15 protein-coding genes are annotated in these 15,655 nt (G+C 69.7%); 12 read left to right on the top strand and 3 right to left on the bottom strand.

Annotated elements, in window-relative coordinates; translation table 11 throughout:
* The first annotated feature begins 89 nt into the window (after positions 1 to 89).
* The 3 genes from KUG38_RS03360 (at position 90) to kaiC (ending at position 2,944) form a co-directional block, all read left to right on the top strand.
* Complete coding sequence (locus KUG38_RS03360) at positions 90 to 938, top strand: circadian clock protein KaiA (protein ID WP_216919041.1); 849 nt, start codon at positions 90 to 92, stop codon at positions 936 to 938.
* 9 nt (positions 939 to 947) lie between these two features.
* Positions 948 to 1,307: a circadian clock protein KaiB gene (gene kaiB, locus KUG38_RS03355; RefSeq protein ID WP_216919040.1), complete on the top strand. Its 360-nt coding sequence runs from the start codon at positions 948 to 950 to the stop codon at positions 1,305 to 1,307.
* Positions 1,308 to 1,399: 92 nt separating this feature from the next.
* A complete protein-coding gene (gene kaiC / locus KUG38_RS03350; protein ID WP_094585600.1) occupies positions 1,400 to 2,944 on the top strand; it encodes a circadian clock protein KaiC in 1,545 nt (514 codons plus the stop codon).
* Positions 2,945 to 2,960: 16 nt separating this feature from the next.
* Here kaiC and KUG38_RS03345 read toward each other — a convergent pair whose 3' ends face one another.
* Positions 2,961 to 5,012, bottom strand: a complete 2,052-nt coding sequence (locus KUG38_RS03345; protein WP_286195588.1) for a HAMP domain-containing sensor histidine kinase — start codon at positions 5,010 to 5,012, stop codon at positions 2,961 to 2,963.
* Positions 5,009 to 6,367 carry a phosphoribosylamine--glycine ligase gene (purD, locus tag KUG38_RS03340; protein ID WP_216919039.1) on the bottom strand — a complete coding sequence of 453 codons (1,359 nt, stop codon included), beginning with the start codon at positions 6,365 to 6,367 and terminating at the stop codon, positions 5,009 to 5,011. Before purD ends, KUG38_RS03345 begins: the two co-directional genes overlap by 4 nt.
* A gap of 112 nt (positions 6,368 to 6,479) precedes the next feature.
* On the opposite strand from purD, the gene KUG38_RS03335 reads away from it, so the two are divergent.
* From KUG38_RS03335 to KUG38_RS03295, 9 genes are all read left to right on the top strand, one after another.
* Complete coding sequence (locus KUG38_RS03335) at positions 6,480 to 7,697, top strand: hypothetical protein (protein ID WP_216919038.1); 1,218 nt, start codon at positions 6,480 to 6,482, stop codon at positions 7,695 to 7,697.
* Positions 7,694 to 8,452 (top strand): phosphoribosylaminoimidazolesuccinocarboxamide synthase, encoded by a 759-nt coding sequence (gene purC, locus KUG38_RS03330; RefSeq protein ID WP_216919037.1) that lies wholly within the window; start codon positions 7,694 to 7,696, stop codon positions 8,450 to 8,452. Before KUG38_RS03335 ends, purC begins: the two co-directional genes overlap by 4 nt.
* A 43-nt stretch (positions 8,453 to 8,495) precedes the next feature.
* Positions 8,496 to 10,961 (top strand): BamA/TamA family outer membrane protein, encoded by a 2,466-nt coding sequence (locus KUG38_RS03325; RefSeq protein ID WP_216919036.1) that lies wholly within the window; start codon positions 8,496 to 8,498, stop codon positions 10,959 to 10,961.
* Positions 10,961 to 11,833 carry a UDP-3-O-acyl-N-acetylglucosamine deacetylase gene (lpxC, locus tag KUG38_RS03320; protein WP_216919035.1) on the top strand — a complete coding sequence of 291 codons (873 nt, stop codon included), beginning with the start codon at positions 10,961 to 10,963 and terminating at the stop codon, positions 11,831 to 11,833. Before KUG38_RS03325 ends, lpxC begins: the two co-directional genes overlap by 1 nt.
* Before the next feature lie 97 nt (positions 11,834 to 11,930).
* Positions 11,931 to 12,359: a 3-hydroxyacyl-ACP dehydratase FabZ gene (gene fabZ, locus KUG38_RS03315; protein WP_094585651.1), complete on the top strand. Its 429-nt coding sequence runs from the start codon at positions 11,931 to 11,933 to the stop codon at positions 12,357 to 12,359.
* 19 nt (positions 12,360 to 12,378) lie between these two features.
* Complete coding sequence (gene lpxA / locus KUG38_RS03310) at positions 12,379 to 13,185, top strand: acyl-ACP--UDP-N-acetylglucosamine O-acyltransferase (RefSeq protein ID WP_216919034.1); 807 nt, start codon at positions 12,379 to 12,381, stop codon at positions 13,183 to 13,185.
* Positions 13,185 to 14,384, top strand: coding sequence for a lipid-A-disaccharide synthase (lpxB, locus tag KUG38_RS03305; RefSeq protein ID WP_216919033.1), 1,200 nt, complete (start codon positions 13,185 to 13,187; stop codon positions 14,382 to 14,384). The genes lpxA and lpxB overlap by 1 nt, the downstream gene beginning before the upstream one ends.
* Complete coding sequence (gene msrA / locus KUG38_RS03300) at positions 14,375 to 15,013, top strand: peptide-methionine (S)-S-oxide reductase MsrA (protein ID WP_216919032.1); 639 nt, start codon at positions 14,375 to 14,377, stop codon at positions 15,011 to 15,013. Before lpxB ends, msrA begins: the two co-directional genes overlap by 10 nt.
* A gap of 150 nt (positions 15,014 to 15,163) precedes the next feature.
* Positions 15,164 to 15,367 carry a hypothetical protein gene (locus KUG38_RS03295; RefSeq protein ID WP_094585590.1) on the top strand — a complete coding sequence of 68 codons (204 nt, stop codon included), beginning with the start codon at positions 15,164 to 15,166 and terminating at the stop codon, positions 15,365 to 15,367.
* 8 nt (positions 15,368 to 15,375) lie between these two features.
* Here the strand turns inward: KUG38_RS03295 and KUG38_RS03290 are convergent, their stop codons facing one another.
* Positions 15,376 to 15,651: a hypothetical protein gene (locus KUG38_RS03290; RefSeq protein ID WP_094585589.1), complete on the bottom strand. Its 276-nt coding sequence runs from the start codon at positions 15,649 to 15,651 to the stop codon at positions 15,376 to 15,378.
* Positions 15,652 to 15,655 lie beyond the last annotated feature (4 nt).

Here is a 15,655-nt window from a genome sequence, read left to right as displayed (position 1 = left end):
ATCGAAAGACAGAACTAAGATCCTCCCGTCCGGGCCTCCCTTCCGTCAAGAATCAGCCCGGTCAGGGGAGCTCCCCGCCGCAGCGGTCGATGCCCCAACCGGTTCTCAACATCCTCTCTCTCATCCAGACCCCGGCCCTGGCCGAGGCCTGCGGCCAGTGGCTCAGGGGCGGCCGTTACCAGCTGGTGCCGGTGGATCCCGCCGCCGGGCCCCTGGAGCAGCTGGAGCAGCGCCGCGAGGACTTCGACGGGATCCTCCTGGAGGAGGGCGCCGTCGACGGGACCTTCTTCGGCAGCCTCCACGACCAGGGCCTGGAGCTGCCGGCCGTGCTGATCGGCCCGGTGGACGGCGAGGTGAAGTTCCACGATGCGGAGGTCCGCCTCCCGCCCGACCAGCTGGAGCAGCTCAGCTACAGCCTGGATGCGGCCGTCTCCCGTTTCCTGCGCAGCAACACGCTGCCGGCCGACAGCGAAGCCAAGGCGACCACCCCCGACGGCTGGAAACTGCCGAACCGGCTCAATGGACGGCTCGGTTACCTGGGCGTCTACTACAAGCGGGATCCCTCCCGCTTCCTGCGCAACCTGGAAGCCGAGGAGCGCAACGAGCTGCTGGACTCCCTGCGGCGCACCTACCGGGACCTGCTGATCAGCTACTTCAAGAACCCCGCCGCGGCCAACCAGGCAATCGAAAGCTTCGTGAACACGGCCTTCTTCGCCGATCTGCCGATCACCAAGATGGTCGAGATCCACGTGAATCTGATCGAGGAGTTTCGAAAGATGCTGATGCTCAAAGGACAGAAGAACGATTTTCTTCAGGACTACCGGCTGGCCCTCCTCGATGTCATGGCTCACCTCTGCGAAATGTATCGACGCTCCATCCCGCCCGACCTGCCGATCGTGCCCACCGTCGTGGCCGAATCCACCAGCCCCTCCGCCTGAGTCCCAGCCATGACCTTCCGCAAGACCTACATCCTCAAGCTCTACGTGGCGGGCAACACCCCGAACTCGATGCGGGCCCTGAAGACGCTGCGCGACATCCTCGAGTCCGAGTTCCGCGGCGTCTACGCCCTGAAGGTGATCGATGTGCTCAAGAATCCCCAGCTGGCGGAGGAGGACAAGATCCTGGCCACCCCCACCCTGGCGAAGATCCTGCCCCCACCGGTGCGGCGAATCATCGGCGATCTCTCCGACCGCGACCGGGTGCTGATCGGCCTCGACCTCCTCTACGAAGAGCTCACCGAGGATTTCAAGCTCGACATCGATGATCTGGAAGCCGACGATGCTCCCTCTCCCCCCGAAACCTCCTGAGCCCTGATCAAGGTCTGCCGCCACCTTCCGGGCCAGGCCATCCCCGCGTCGACCCCGTTCCCCTTCAGACCCCTCGCGCTTCCATCTCTTCGATGCAGGATCCCAACGACCACGACGCCGCTGCCAATCGAATGCAGATGCAGAAACTCCCCACGGGCATCGAAGGTTTCGATGACATCTGCCATGGCGGGCTGCCGATCGGCCGATCGACCCTGATCAGCGGAACCTCGGGAACCGGCAAGACGGTCTTTTCCCTGAATTTTCTCTGCAACGGCATCCGGCAGTTCAACGAACACGGCATTTTCGTCACCTTCGAGGAGTCGCCCCTCGACATCCTGCGCAATGCCTCCAGCTTCGGCTGGAACCTGCAGGAAATGGTCGAACAGAACAAGTTATTTGTCCTCGATGCCTCCCCGGACCCCGATGGCCAGGAGGTGTCGGGCAGCTTCGACCTCTCCGGGCTGATTGAACGGATCCACTACGCGATTCGCAAATACAAAGCCAAGCGGGTGGCGATTGACTCCATCACCGCCGTCTTCCAGCAGTACGACGCCATTTCCGTGGTGCGTCGCGAGATCTTTCGGCTGATCGCCCGGCTCAAGGAGATCGGCGTCACCACGGTGATGACCACCGAACGGGTCGATGAATACGGCGCCATCGCCCGCTACGGCGTCGAGGAATTCGTCTCCGACAACGTGGTGATCCTGCGCAACGTGCTGGAGGGTGAACGGCGGCGGCGCACGGTGGAAGTGCTCAAGCTCCGGGGCACCACCCACATGAAGGGGGAGTTCCCCTTCACCATGGGCGCCCACGGGATCAGTGTGTTCCCTCTGGGGGCGATGCGCCTCACCCAGCGGTCCTCCAACGTGCGCCTGAGCTCCGGCGTGCCCCGGCTCGATGAGATGTGCGGGGGTGGCTTCTTCAAGGACTCCATCATCCTGGCGACCGGCGCCACCGGCACCGGCAAGACCCTGCTGGTCAGCAAGTTCGTGGAAGATGCCTGCCGCAGCAAGGAGCGGGCGATCCTGTTCGCCTACGAGGAATCCCGCTCCCAGCTGCTGCGCAACGCCACCAGCTGGGGCATCGATTTCGAGCAGATGGAGCAGGACGGCCTGCTCAAGATCATCTGCGCCTATCCGGAATCCACCGGCCTTGAGGATCACCTGCAGATCATCAAGACGGAGATCAGCCAGTTCAAGCCATCCCGAATGGCGATCGATTCCCTCTCCGCCCTGGCTCGGGGTGTCAGCCACAACGCCTTCCGGCAGTTCGTGATCGGGGTGACGGGCTATGCCAAACAGGAGGAGATCGCTGGCTTCTTCACCAACACCTCCGAGGAGTTCATGGGAAGCCATTCGATCACCGACTCCCACATCTCCACCATCACTGACACCATTCTGCTGCTGCAGTATGTGGAAATCCGCGGTGAAATGGCCCGGGCCCTCAACGTGTTCAAGATGCGCGGCTCCTGGCATGACAAGGGCATTCGGGAATTCGTGATCACCGGCAACGGGCCGGAGATCAAGGATTCCTTCGCCAATTTCGAGCGCATCATCAGCGGCGTTCCCCATCGGATCACCACCGACGAACGTGCCGACCTGGGCCGGATCATGCGCAGCGTCGACGGCGAGAGCTGAACCCGACCATGGGCACCTAGGCGGGGATTCTTCGCTCCGCTTCGATCTCTGCCAGGGAGGCGGAGCGCTCCGCCTGGACTCTCAGTTCATCACCGTCGGCCTCCTCCAGGGGCAGGTCGAACCAGAAGGTGGTGCCCACCCCGGGCTCGCTGGCCATCCGGGCCTGGCTGCCGTGCTTCTCGAGGATGCCCCGCACGATCGAGAGTCCCAGCCCGGTGCCGGCTTCGGTGTGCACGGCGTTCTCGACCCGGAAGAAGCGCTCGAAGATCCGGGCCTGGTCGGCCTCGGAGATGCCGCAGCCGGTGTCGGCGATCTCGACCCGCAGCCGCGGCAGGCGCGAGGTGAGGGTGCAGGAGGGATGGTGCTCCGCTCCGCCGTCGGGATCCAGCGGGCAGTGGTCGGGCCAGGGGTAGGCGCGCAGCAGCAGCTGGCCGCCGCTGCGGGTGAACTTGAGGGCGTTGCCCACCAGGTTGTCGAACACCTGCAGCAGCAGATCCCAGTTGCCCCGCACCCGGGGCAGGTTCTGATCGCCGGCGAACAGCAGCATCACCCCCTTCTCCTCGGCGTTGAGCCGGTAGGTGCGCAGGGTCTGCTCGATCGCCGGGGCCAGGTCCATGGGCTCCAGCTGCCAGACCCGGTCGGACTCCAGCCGTGACAGGTCGAGCACGTCGGTGACCAGGCGCGAGAGGCGGTCGGTCTCGGCGTTGGCGATGCTCAGGAACTCCTTCTGCTCCTCGGCGCTGAGCAGGTCGCCCATGTCATGGAGCGTCTCCACGTAGCTCTTGATGTTGCACAGGGGGGTGCGCAGCTCGTGGGACACGTTGCTGATGAAGCGGCTCTGGGCGGCATTCAGCTCCACCTCCCGGGTGAGATCCTGGATCGTCATGGCGATGCCCTTGAGGCTCTCGCCGCTGGCATCCCGCACCGACTGGAGCACGATGCGCAGGGTGCGGGGGGGATCCCCGAAGCTGCAGCGCACCTCGGTGGTGTCCCGCTCGCTGATGATCAGGCTCTCCAGGGGATCGTGCAGCTCCATCGCCAGCCGGTCGGGCAGTTCGGCGGCCAGCTCGCTGCCCTCCAGGTTGCGGCCTTCCCAGCGGAACAGGCGGCGGGCGGTGGGGTTGGCCAGCACGATCCGCCCCTCGGCATCGAGCAGCACGGCACCATCGGCCATGGTGGCGATCAGCGACTGCTGCTTCACCTGGGCGGCGGTGAGCTCCTCAATGTTGGCCGCCTTGTAGACCTCCAGCTGGGAGGCCATGGTGTTGAAGCCGTTGAGCAGTTCCCCCAGCTCGCCCCCCACCGGCAGGGCGATGCGGGTCTCGAAGTTGCCCCCGGCGATCGATCGCACCCCCCGCAGGAGTTCCTTCACCGGCTGGGTGATCGTGAGGGCGTTGAACACCGAGCCCAGGATCACCAGCACCCAGATCGAGATGAACACCGCCACCGTCACCTCCCTGGTGAGGGCGGCGCTGGCCAGGAGCGTCTCGTTGGGGTTGATGCCCAGGGCCACCACCCCCAGGTAGCGGCCGTCGCTCACCATCGGCACGAACACATCGGTGACCTGGCCGTCCGGGGTGAGGTGCTGGCGGATCAGGGGGTTGTCGGGGCGGCGCTGGATGTCGGCCGGCAGCTCCAGGCGCCGGCTGAGCACGCGCTCGCCCATGCCGGTGCTGCCGCCCATCGGGATGCCGAGGTAGATCACCCCGTCGGAATCGGCGAAGAAGATGTAGCGGAGGCTGCGGCTGGATTGCCAGAAGCGTTCGGCCACCGAGGCCAGTTCGCGGTCGTTGCCCTCCGCCACCAGGGGGGTGACATTGGCCGACAGCAGCAGCCCGAGATCCCGGGCGAAGCGGGTGTCGCTCATGCGGGCATCGCGCTGGATGCCGTTGAGGGCCAGGAAGGTGATGCCCGTCATCAGCAGGCTCACCACGAGGGTGGCGACCGCCAGCAGCTTGGTCTGGAGGCTGAACTCCGCCCACCAGCGCTGCAGCCGCGCCCGCCAGAGGCTGAAGGCTCCGGCGGCCTCGCTGCCGCTCAGGGTGGGGCCGGAAACGGAGCGGGTCATGGCAGGGCCGGGCGTTGCGACCGCACCTGGTGGCCGATGTCGCGGCGGTAGACCATGCCCTCGAAACCCACCCGTCCCAGGCCGTCATAGGCCCGCTCGAAGGCCGTGTCGAAGTCGTCGGCCTGGGCCACCACCGCCAGCACCCGGCCGCCCGCCGTGACCACGGGGCCCGCCTCGGTGCGGCGGCTGCCGGCATGGAAGAGCTGCCGATCGGGGTCGTCCCCCAAATCGCCGTGGATCGCATCGCCGCGACGCACCTCGCCGGGATAGCCCTCGGCGGCCGCGATCACGCAGGCACTGCAACGCGGCGCGATCGTCAGCGGGGGGGCCTCCTCCAGGCGGCCGGTGGCGCAGGCCAGCAGCACCCGGGCCAGTTCCGGGCCGAGCAGGGGCATCAGGGTCTCGCACTCCGGATCGCCGAAGCGGCAGTTGAATTCGATCACCCGCAGGCCGGCCTCGGTGAGCATCAGGCCGGCGAAAATCACACCGCGGTAGTCGATGCCCCGGGCCCGCAGGGCCGCCAGGATCGGCTCCAGCACGAGCTGGCGCACCTGCTCCAGCCCCGCCGCATCCAGCAGCCGGGCGGGGGCGTAGGCCCCCATGCCGCCGGTGTTGGGGCCCGTGTCCCCCTCACCGATGCGCTTGTGGTCCTGGGCCGGAGGCAGCAACACCATGGAGCGGCCGTCGGTGAGGGCGAACACCGACACCTCCGGGCCGTGCAGGCGCTCCTCCAGCACCAGGGAGGGGGCGGCGGCGGCTTCCCCGGGGGCAGCGCTCTGGAAGCGGCCCGCGAACACCTCCTCGATGGCGTCGCGGCACTGCTCGAGGCTGTCAGCCACCGTCACGCCCTTGCCGGCGGCCAGCCCATCGGCCTTCACCACCAGGGGGCGGCCATGGCGTTCGAGGGCCTCCAGGGCCTGCTGGCGATCCGTCGCCGCCCAGTACCCCGCCGTGGGCACGCCCGCCTCCTGCATCAGGTCCTTGGCCCAGCGCTTGCTGGCCTCCAGCAGGGCGCCATCCGCCCCAGGACCGAAGACCGCCAGGCCCTCCGCCCGCAGCCGGTCCGCCAGGCCGGCCGCCAGGGGCGCCTCCGGTCCCACCACCACCAGGTCGATGGCGTGCTCACGGCAGGCCCCCGCCAGGGCGCCATGGTCGGTCTCGGCGATGGCCAGCTGGCCGCAGCCCGCCAGGGCGGCGGTGCCGCCGTTGCCGGGGGCCACCAGCACCTGCTCCACCCCCGGACAGCGCGCCAGGGCCCAGCCCAGGGCGTTCTCGCGGCCGCCGCCGCCCACCACCAGGATCCGGGCCGGCACCGGGGACGGGGGGGAAGCGTCGGAAGCGGTCAACGGGGCCATGGGGCGGAGGGGAAGCGGAACGGGGGTGGATCGGGGAGGAGAGCTCCCCTAGGTTGTGCGCCGGCACGGGTGCTGCACCGGTTGCCCTCACCAGCCTTGCTGCCACTCCCCTTTGCCATTCTCTCCGACCGCCGCCTCGACCGCCGTGCCGCCCAGCGGATCCGGCCCGACCACCGGCCCGCCGGCGCCCCGGCGGAGCCGCGGCTGGTCCGTTCTCGGCGGCCTCGGAGCCCTGGCCTTGATGGGTCTGCTGCCGGGGATCGGACCGGCGGCAGCCCGTGCCGCGGCCCCCGGGACGGAGGCGGCGGCGACAAAACCCGCACCAGCGGGAGCGGCGACCCCCGCCACGGAAGCCAGCCCCAACGGGCCGGCGGAACCCACGGGGGAGACCCCGACCGCTGCCGCTGAGCCGGCCCCGGAGCAGGACGAACGCCCCCCGCTCCTCACCGACAAAGCGTTCGCCGACCTGCTCCGCGACGGGGATCTGGAGCAGCTCGACGTGGCCTGCCGGCAGAGCGCCGAGGCCGATCAGCTCGAGCGGCTTCGGCAGCTGCAGCAGCGGCTGCTGACGCTGCATCCGGCCCCCCAGCCCCTGGAGGTGGTGCTGGCCAACGCCGACGTGCTGCTCAGTTGCCGGGCACCCAGCGAGGCCATGGACGTGCTCAACCGCTACGGCCCGGCTGCCGGAGCCGAGCGGGTCCAGTGGCTGCAGCTGCAGTGGCGGGCCGCCGCCGCCGGGCTGGACCACCGCCGGGCCGCCCTGGCCCTGGAGCGGCTGCGGAAGGAGAGCGGCACGTCCCTCGATGGCATCGCCCTGCCGCTGCAGCGCCGGGAGGATGGCACCGTGATCAGCCGCTCGGCCCTGGAGCTGCTGGCCCTGCACCTGGAATCGAGGGGCTTCGCCCGGGTCGGCGGCGAACTGCTGGTCCGGGCCCGCCAGGGCGGCCTGGGGGGGGCTCTGCGGCTGCAGCAGGCGGTGGGTCTGCTGGCGGAGCTGCCGGCGTCCCAGCGGGAGGCCCTGCTGGAGGCGGCCCTGGAGCAGGCGGCGGCGGCGAAGGCCTGGGGGCTTGTCGCCGAGCTGCTGGACACCCAGGCCGCCCTGCCCTCGGAGCGGGCCGTGGCCCGGCGCCTGCGGCTCAGCGGGCGCATTGACGACGCCTACGGCGAATGGCGCTGGCGGCGCGAGGATCCGGCAGCGGCGCCGCGCACCCGCCAGCTGGAGATCCGGTTGCGCTCCCCTCGGGATCCGGGCGGCCACGCCGCCGACCTTCCGGTGCCGGACCCGACTCCGACTCCGACTCCGGCCCCGACCCCTTCCCCTGCCCCATGACCCTCTCCCCTGCCACCGGCCCCCTCCTCTACGAAGGCAAGGCGAAGCGGGTGTACGCCACCGACCAGGAGGACCTGGTGGCCGTCGAGTACAAGGACGACGCCACGGCCTTCAACGCCCTCAAGAAGGCCCAGCTCCTGGGCAAAGGAGCCCTGAACTGCCGCATCTCCGCCCTGCTGTTCGAACACCTCGAACGGCTGGGGGTGCCCACCCACTACCTGGGCCTGCAGGGAGACCACTGGATGATGGTGCGGCCGGTGCGCGTGGTGCCGGTGGAGGTGGTGGTGCGGAACGTGGCCGCCGGTTCCCTCTGCCGTCAGATGCCGATTCCGGCGGGTACCCCCCTGGATCCGCCCCTGCTCGATCTCTATTACAAGGACGACGCCCTGGGGGATCCGCTGCTCAGCGAAGCGCGGCTGGAGCGCCTGCAGCTGGTCACGCCCGACCAGCTGGGGGCGATCCGGGAACTGGCCTTCCGGGTCAACCACGCCCTGCGCGAACTTTTCGCCCGGGTGGAGCTTGAACTGGTGGATTTCAAGATCGAACTGGGGTTCACCGCCGACGGTGCACTGGTGGTGGCTGACGAGATCAGCCCCGACACTTGCCGCCTCTGGAACCGGGCCGTGAGCGATGCCCAGGAGCGGATCCTGGACAAGGACCGATTCCGACAGGACCTGGGCGGAGTTGTCGAGGCCTACGGGGAGGTCCTCAAACGGGTCCAAGGGGTCTGTCCCGAAGCGCGGGTCTACGGGTAAGGTCAGCGGAATTTGCGGCCTGGCCGCTCTGCAGACGACATCCATGATTGGCGTTCGCCTCGGCAGGCCCCACATCCTTCGAAGCGTCACGCCCCGGGCGGCGACCGCCTCCCTGCCCCTGCTCGTGGCCCTGCTGCTGGCCGGCGGCCAGGCCCGGGCGGCCGAAAGTCCCCCCGGCAACAAGGGCCAGGCCCCCGCAGGCCCCGTGGCCCAGGCCGGCGCAGGCGCCGTGGGCCAGCCCCCCGCAGGCTCACTGGCCCAGGCCGGTGCCGATCCCTTCGCCGGTCCGGCGGACGCCACCCCGCCGGCCGGGGCGACCCCGGTGACGCCCGCCCCCGGAGCCACCCCCGCAAGCCCGGCACCCGCGGCCACACCGGCACCGGCCGCCACCCCTGGCGCCACGCCCAGCCCCCCCTCCGCCCGCGACGACCGGCCCGGCAAGCCCTCCCTGGGCCCGGCCCCCACCCCTTCGGCCTCCACCGAACCCCGGGTGCTGATCAGCGAGGTGGTGATCGAAGGCCTGGCCGACCACCCCGAGCGTGAGCGCCTCGAGCTGGCGGCCTATGCAGCCATGGCGGTGACGCCCGGCAACGCCATCACCCGCAGCGAGCTCGAAACGGACCTGCAGGCCATCTACGCCACGGGTTGGTTCTCCGACGTGCGGATCCAGCCCCAGGACGGCCCCCTGGGGGTGCGGCTGGTGGTCTCGGTGGTGCCCAACCCCGTGCTCACCAAGGTGAGCCTGGATCCGGCCGACGCCAAGGTGCCGGAAACGGTGGTGCAGGACACCTTCGCCAGCGATTACGGCAAGACCCTCAACCTGGTGACCCTGCAGGGCCGCATGCAGGAGCTGCAGAAGTGGTACGCCGATCAGGGCTTCTCCCTGGCCCGCGTCACCGGCCCCTCCCGGATCGGACCCGACGGCGACGTGCAGCTGCTGGTGCGCCAGGGCACGGTGAAGGGCGTGGAGGTCCAGTTCCTCAACAAGGAGGGATCGGCCACCAACGACAAGGGCCAGCCGATCAAGGGCAAGACGAAGGAGTGGGTGATCACCCGGGAGATCTCCATCAAGACCGGCGAGATCTTCAACCGCCGCAACCTGGAGGACGACCTCAAGCGCCTGTACGGCACCGGCCTGTTCAGCGACGTCAAGGTGACCCTGCGCCCTGAACCGGAGGATCCCGGCTCGGTGGTGATCGTGCTGGGGGTCGTCGAGCAGTCGACCGGCTCCCTCTCCGGCGGTCTGGGCTACAGCCAGAGCCAGGGCGTCTTCGGCCAGATCCAGGTGCAGGACAGCAACCTGTTCGGCCGGGCCTGGGACCTCTCCACCAGCTTCACCTACGGACAGTTCGGCGGCCTGGCCGACATCTCCTTCAGCGACCCCTGGATCAAGGGGGACAAGTACCGGACCGCCTTCCGCTTCAAGGCCTTCGTCAGCCGGGACGCCCCCCAGGTGTTCCAGAGCCAGAACAACGGCAACTTCTTCACCGTTTCCGACTTCTACCAGGCCCCGGGCACCCAGGTCGCCTACAACATCTTCTCGCCGTTCAACCCCCTCCTCGACGTCTTCCCGTCGGTGACGGCGGCCCGCATCGCCGCCGAGACCAGCGGTCAGAACCTCAGCTGGTTCCAGTTCGACGGCAACAGCGTGCTGATCCAGCGCGTCGGGGCCAACGTCCAGTTCGTGCGTCCCCTCAACGGCGGCAACCCCTTCAAGCGGGCCCCCTGGACGGTGCTGCTGGGGCTGACCGGCCAGGTGGCCACGCCGATGGACTTCTCCGGCACCTCCCGCCGTTTCGCGCTGGCCACCCCGAACGAAGCCACCTCGCTGCTGGCCGCCCCCACCAGTTCGTTCATCTGCCTCGCCTACAACTGCGCCGCCCGCAACCAGCTGGTGGGCCTGCGGCTGGCGGCGACGATGAGCACCCTCAACGATCCCCGCAACCCCACCCAGGGCAACTTCCTCAGCATCGGCACCGAGCAGTTCTTCTCGGTGGGCCCCGATTCCCCCACCTTCAACCGGATCCGGGGCAGCTTCACCCACTACATCCCGGTGCGCTGGCTGAAGTTCTACAAGGGCTGCCGTCCGAAGGCCGGCGAGACGGAGGACTGCAAGCAGGCCCTGGCCTTCCAGGTGTCCGCCGGCACGGTGATCGGCGACCTGCCGCCCTACGAGGCCTTCTGCCTGGGCGGCGGCAACTCGGTGCGGGGCTACTTCGACTGCGATCTCGGCGTCGGCCGGAGCTTCGGCGAGGCCACGATCGAATATCGCTTCCCCCTGTTCAGCATCGTCAGCGGCGAGCTGTTCATCGACGGCGGCACCACCTTCGGCAGCCAGACGAAGGTGCCGGGCAACCTCGGCGGCCTGCTCAACAAGCCGGGTTCCGGCTTCTCGATCGGCACCGGCCTGATCGTCACCACCCCCGTCGGCCCGCTGCGCCTGGAGGTGGCCAGCCAGGACTTCACCGGCGAGTGGCGCTTCAACCTCGGCGTGGGCTGGAAGTTCTAGTGACCAGCTGGCCCAGCGACTATCGCCAGGCCTGGACCCTGCGCTCCAGCGTGGAGCGCTCCGGGGTCGGGCTGCACAGCGGCGCCGTCTCCCGGGTCCGTCTCGGCCCCTCGGAGCGGCCCGGCTACTGGCTGGGCTGGCTGGATGCGCCTGAACGCCCCCTGCAGCGTCTCGGCCCCACCCAGGTCAGCGACACCCGCCTCTGCACCTGCCTGCAGCTCGGCGATCGCCGCCTGGCGACGGTGGAGCATCTGCTGGCGGCCCTGGCCGGCACCGGCGTGAGCCAGGCGGAACTGTGGGTGGACGGGGAGGAGATCCCCCTGCTCGACGGCTCCGGCCTGCCCTGGGTGGAAGCGATCGCCGAGGCGGGCCTCAGCGAACGGGGCGAGCGCATCGAGCCCCCGCTGCCCCCGTTGCCCCTCACCCTCGGCAAGGGGCTGGGGTTCGTGGCCGCCCTGCCCAACGACCGGCTGCGGCTGGCGGCCGCGATCGAGTTTCCCCAGGCGGCCATCGGCCGCCAGCTCTATGCCCTCGATCTCACCCCCGAGAGCTTCGTGGCCGAGATCGCGCCGGCCCGCACCTTCGGCTTCCGGGAGCAGGTGGAGCAGCTGCTGGCGGCGGGCCTGATCCGCGGCGGCGCCCTCGACAATGCCCTGGTCTGTGACGGGGACCACTGGGTGAATCCGCCCCTGCGCTTCGCCGACGAACCGGTGCGCCATAAGCTGCTGGACCTGCTGGGAGATCTGGCGCTGGTGGGCCTGCCGACGGCCCACGTCTTTGCCTACCGCGGTTCCCATGGTCTGCACACCGCCATGGCCGCGGCCCTTGCGGCCCAGGCGCCCCGCCTGCCCGTACCCGTACCGACCCACTGAATCCTTGACCGTTCTTCCCTCCGCCGCTCCCGAGGCCGCCACGGCCGCTGCCCCCGCCACGCCCGCTGGCCCCGCGGCGGACACGGCCCGGTCCGTGGTGCTCAGCAGCGAACAGATCCTCAACCTGCTGCCCCATCGCTATCCCTTCGCCCTGGTGGATCGGGTCATCGAGTACGTCCCCGGCCAGCGGGCGGTGGCCCTGAAGAACGTCACCTTCAACGAACCGCAGTTCCAGGGCCATTTCCCCGGCCGGCCCCTGATGCCGGGCGTGCTGATCGTCGAGGCCATGGCCCAGGTGGGCGGCCTGATCGTCACCCAGATGCCGGATCTGCCCAAGGGGCTGTTCGTCTTCGCCGGCATCGACGGGGTCCGCTTCCGGCGGCCCGTCGTGCCCGGCGACCAGCTGCTGATCACCTGCGAACTGCTCAGCCTCAAGCGCAAGCGCTTCGGCAAGGTGCAGGCCACCGCCACCGTCGATGGCGAGCGGGTCTGCTCCGGCGAGCTGATGTTCTCGCTCGTGGACTGACGCGATGTCGAGTGCAGCCATGACGACATCGGTGCATCCCACCGCCCTGGTCGATCCGAGGGCCCGGCTGGCCTCCGGTGTGGAGATCGGTCCCTATGCGGTGATCGGTCCGGAGGTGGAGATCGGCGAGGGCAGCCGCATCGGTCCCCACGTGGTGATCGACGGGCGGGTGCGGATGGGGAAGGGCAACCGGATCTTCCCGGGGGCCTGCATCGGCCTCGAGCCCCAGGACCTCAAGTACGGCGGCGCCCCCACCGAAGTGGTGATGGGCGATGAGAACACGATCCGGGAGTGCGTCACCATCAACCGCGCCACGGCGGAAGGTGAGAGCACCGTCCTGGGCAACGGCAACCTGCTGATGGCCTACAGCCACATCGGCCACAATTGCCAGCTGTCCGACCGCATCGTCATCGCCAACGGGGTGGCGGTGGCGGGCCACGTGGTGATCGGTGAGCGGGCCGTGATCGGCGGCGTGCTCGGCATCCACCAGTTCGTCCACATCGGCAGCCTGGCGATGGTGGGCGGCATGAGCCGCATCGACCGGGACGTGCCCCCGTTCATGACGGTGGAGGGCCACCCCGGCCGCATCCGGGGACTGAACCGCGTCGGGCTGCGCCGCAGCGGCATGGCCCAGCTCGACGACGGCGCCCAGTTCCGCCAGCTCCAGGATCTCTGGACCCTCATCTACCGCAGCGATCTGGTGCTGGCCGCCGCCCTGCGCCAGGCCAGGGAGCGGCCCCTGCTGGCCGCGGCCGACGAGCTGTGCGCCTTTCTGGAGGCCTCGGTGGGGCCGGGCCGGCGCGGACCGCTGCCGGCCCAGCGCTGATGGTGCGACTGCTGGTCAGCACCGGGGAGGTTTCCGGTGATCTGCAGGGGTCCCTGCTGGTCAAGGCCCTGCACGAGGAGGCGGCCCGCCGTTCCCTGCCCCTCGATGTGGTGGCCCTCGGGGGGAGTCGGATGGAGCGGGCCGGGGCCCAGCTCCTGGCGGACACCACCAAGCTCGGGGCCATCGGTCTGTGGGAGCCGATCCCGCTGGTCATTCCCACCCTCAAGTTGCAGGCCAGGGTGCGCCGCTGGCTGAAGCAGCACCCCCCCGACGCCGTGGTCCTGATCGACTACATGGGGGCGAACGTGAACCTGGGCCTGCGCCTGCGGCGGCTCTATCCCGATGTGCCCATCACCTATTACATCGCTCCCCAGGAGTGGGCCTTCCGCCTCGGCGACGGTGGCACCACCCGGTTGATCGGTTTCACCGACCGCATCCTGGCGATCTTCCCGGAGGAGGCCAGCTTCTACGCCGCACGCGGCGCCCAGGTCACCTGGGTGGGCCATCCCCTGATCGACACCCTGCAGCAGCGCCCCTCCCGGCAGGACGCCCGCCAGCGGCTGGGCCTGCCCCAGGAGGCGCCGGTGCTGCTGATGCTGCCCGCCTCGCGGCGGCAGGAGCTGCGCTACGTGCTGCCGCCGATGGCCGCTGCGGTGGCCCTGCTGCAGCGGCAGCATCCGGATCTGCAGGTGCTGCTGCCCGCCGGCCTGCCGGGGTTTGAGGCGGTCCTGGCCGAGACCATGCGGGCGGCGGGAGCCACGGCCGTGCGGGTGATCCCGGCCGGTGAGGCCGATGCCCTGCGGCCCCTGCTCTGTGCGGCGGCCGACGCCGCCCTGACCAAATCCGGCACCGCCAACCTGGAACTGGCCCTGCGGGGGGTGCCCCAGGTGACCGGCTACCGGGTGAGCCGGCCGACGGCGTTCCTGGCGAAACATGTGATCCACTTCAACGTGGCCCACATCTCCCCGGTGAACCTGGTGCTGGAGGAACGGCTCGTGCCGGAACTGCTCCAGGACGATTTCACCCCGGACGCCATCCTGGCGGCCCTGCTGCCCCTGTTCGATCCCGCCTCCGGGGCACGGGAGCGGGTGCAGGAGGGCTACGTTCGGCTGCGGCAGAAGCTGGGGGAGCCGGGCGTCACCCGCCGGGCGGCGACGGCCATCCTCGAACCGTTCTCGGGACACACGCCATGCGACTGATCGCGCTGCTGTTGGGGCTGCTGTTGGGGCTGCTGCTCGCCCTCGGAGGGCCGGTGGCTCCGGCCCTGGCGGCCACCGAGGAGGCCGTGCTGGCCGGCGGCTGCTTCTGGTGCCTGGAGCACGATCTGGAGGTGCTCCCCGGGGTCCTCGACGTGGAAAGCGGCTACAGCGGCGGCAAGGGGGCCAACCCCACCTACAAGCAGGTCTCGGCCGGGGGGAGCGGCCATCAGGAGGTGGTCCGGGTGCGCTTCGACAACACCGAGATCCGCTACGACACGTTGCTGCGGGCCTACTGGCGCAACATCGATCCCCTCGACGGCGGCGGCCAGTTCTGCGACCGCGGCGATTCCTACCGGCCCGTGATCTTCACCACCAGCGCCAACCAGGCCGTGGAGGCCCGCAACAGCATGGTGGCGGCCGCCCGGGAGCTGGGCAAGCCGGCGGCGGCGATCAAGGTGACAATCCGGCCCCTGGCGAAGTTCTGGCCGGCGGAGGGCTACCACCAGAATTACGCCAAGCGCAATGGCGTCCGGTACAACTACTACCGCTGGTCCTGCGGACGGGACCGGCGCCTGGACACGGTCTGGGGCCGGCGGGCCCGCACCAGCCAGCGCTGGCAGGGCGGCTGAGCCATCGCCGGAGCCCGTCCGACGGCCCCCTCGCATCCCGTACATCGGCGGTGATGCCGATCAGCCGCAGGGGAATCCGAACAGCCCTTCCCCCCCTGTCGCGACCGGGAAAATGCCTTAGCGTTTGCTCCATCACCGGAGGGCTTCTGTATGTATCTGCTGACCATCCGGGACGGTCTGCAGACGCGACACATCGGGCCCTACGCGAGCCCGAGGCAGGCGTCCGACGATCTCGACAAGCTCCAGGCCCGTTTCGGTGACAAGGCCACTTGGCAGATCCACCGCCTGGAATCCCCCGCCGAACTGCACGCCCACATCCCCGGCAGGGGCGACACCGAACCGGTGGCGGTCTGAGGGGTGGCTCAGGCCCGGGGCGGGGTGCGGGGATAGCCGCGCAGCAGGCCGCTCTCGATCATCAGTCCGACCCCGGCGTTGATCAGGATCAGGCCCAGGGCCCCGTACCAGACCCAGGGGCCGGCCTCCGGCAGCGACTGCCCCTGGTCGGCCGCCGCCGCCAGGGCCGACCAGGTCTGGATGCCCTTGCGGATCACCCCCTCCCCGAACAGGCAGAGCCCGGCGGGGAGCAGGAGCACACCGAGCTGGGCCTTCACGTACCAGCGGATCTTGTGAACGGCCATGGGG

The organism is Synechococcus sp. CCAP 1479/9, assembly GCF_019038535.1.
Classification (GTDB): domain Bacteria; phylum Cyanobacteriota; class Cyanobacteriia; order PCC-6307; family Cyanobiaceae; genus Cyanobium.
Note: the sequence above shows the minus strand (reverse complement) of the source record. Positions and strands in the feature narration are given on the sequence as shown.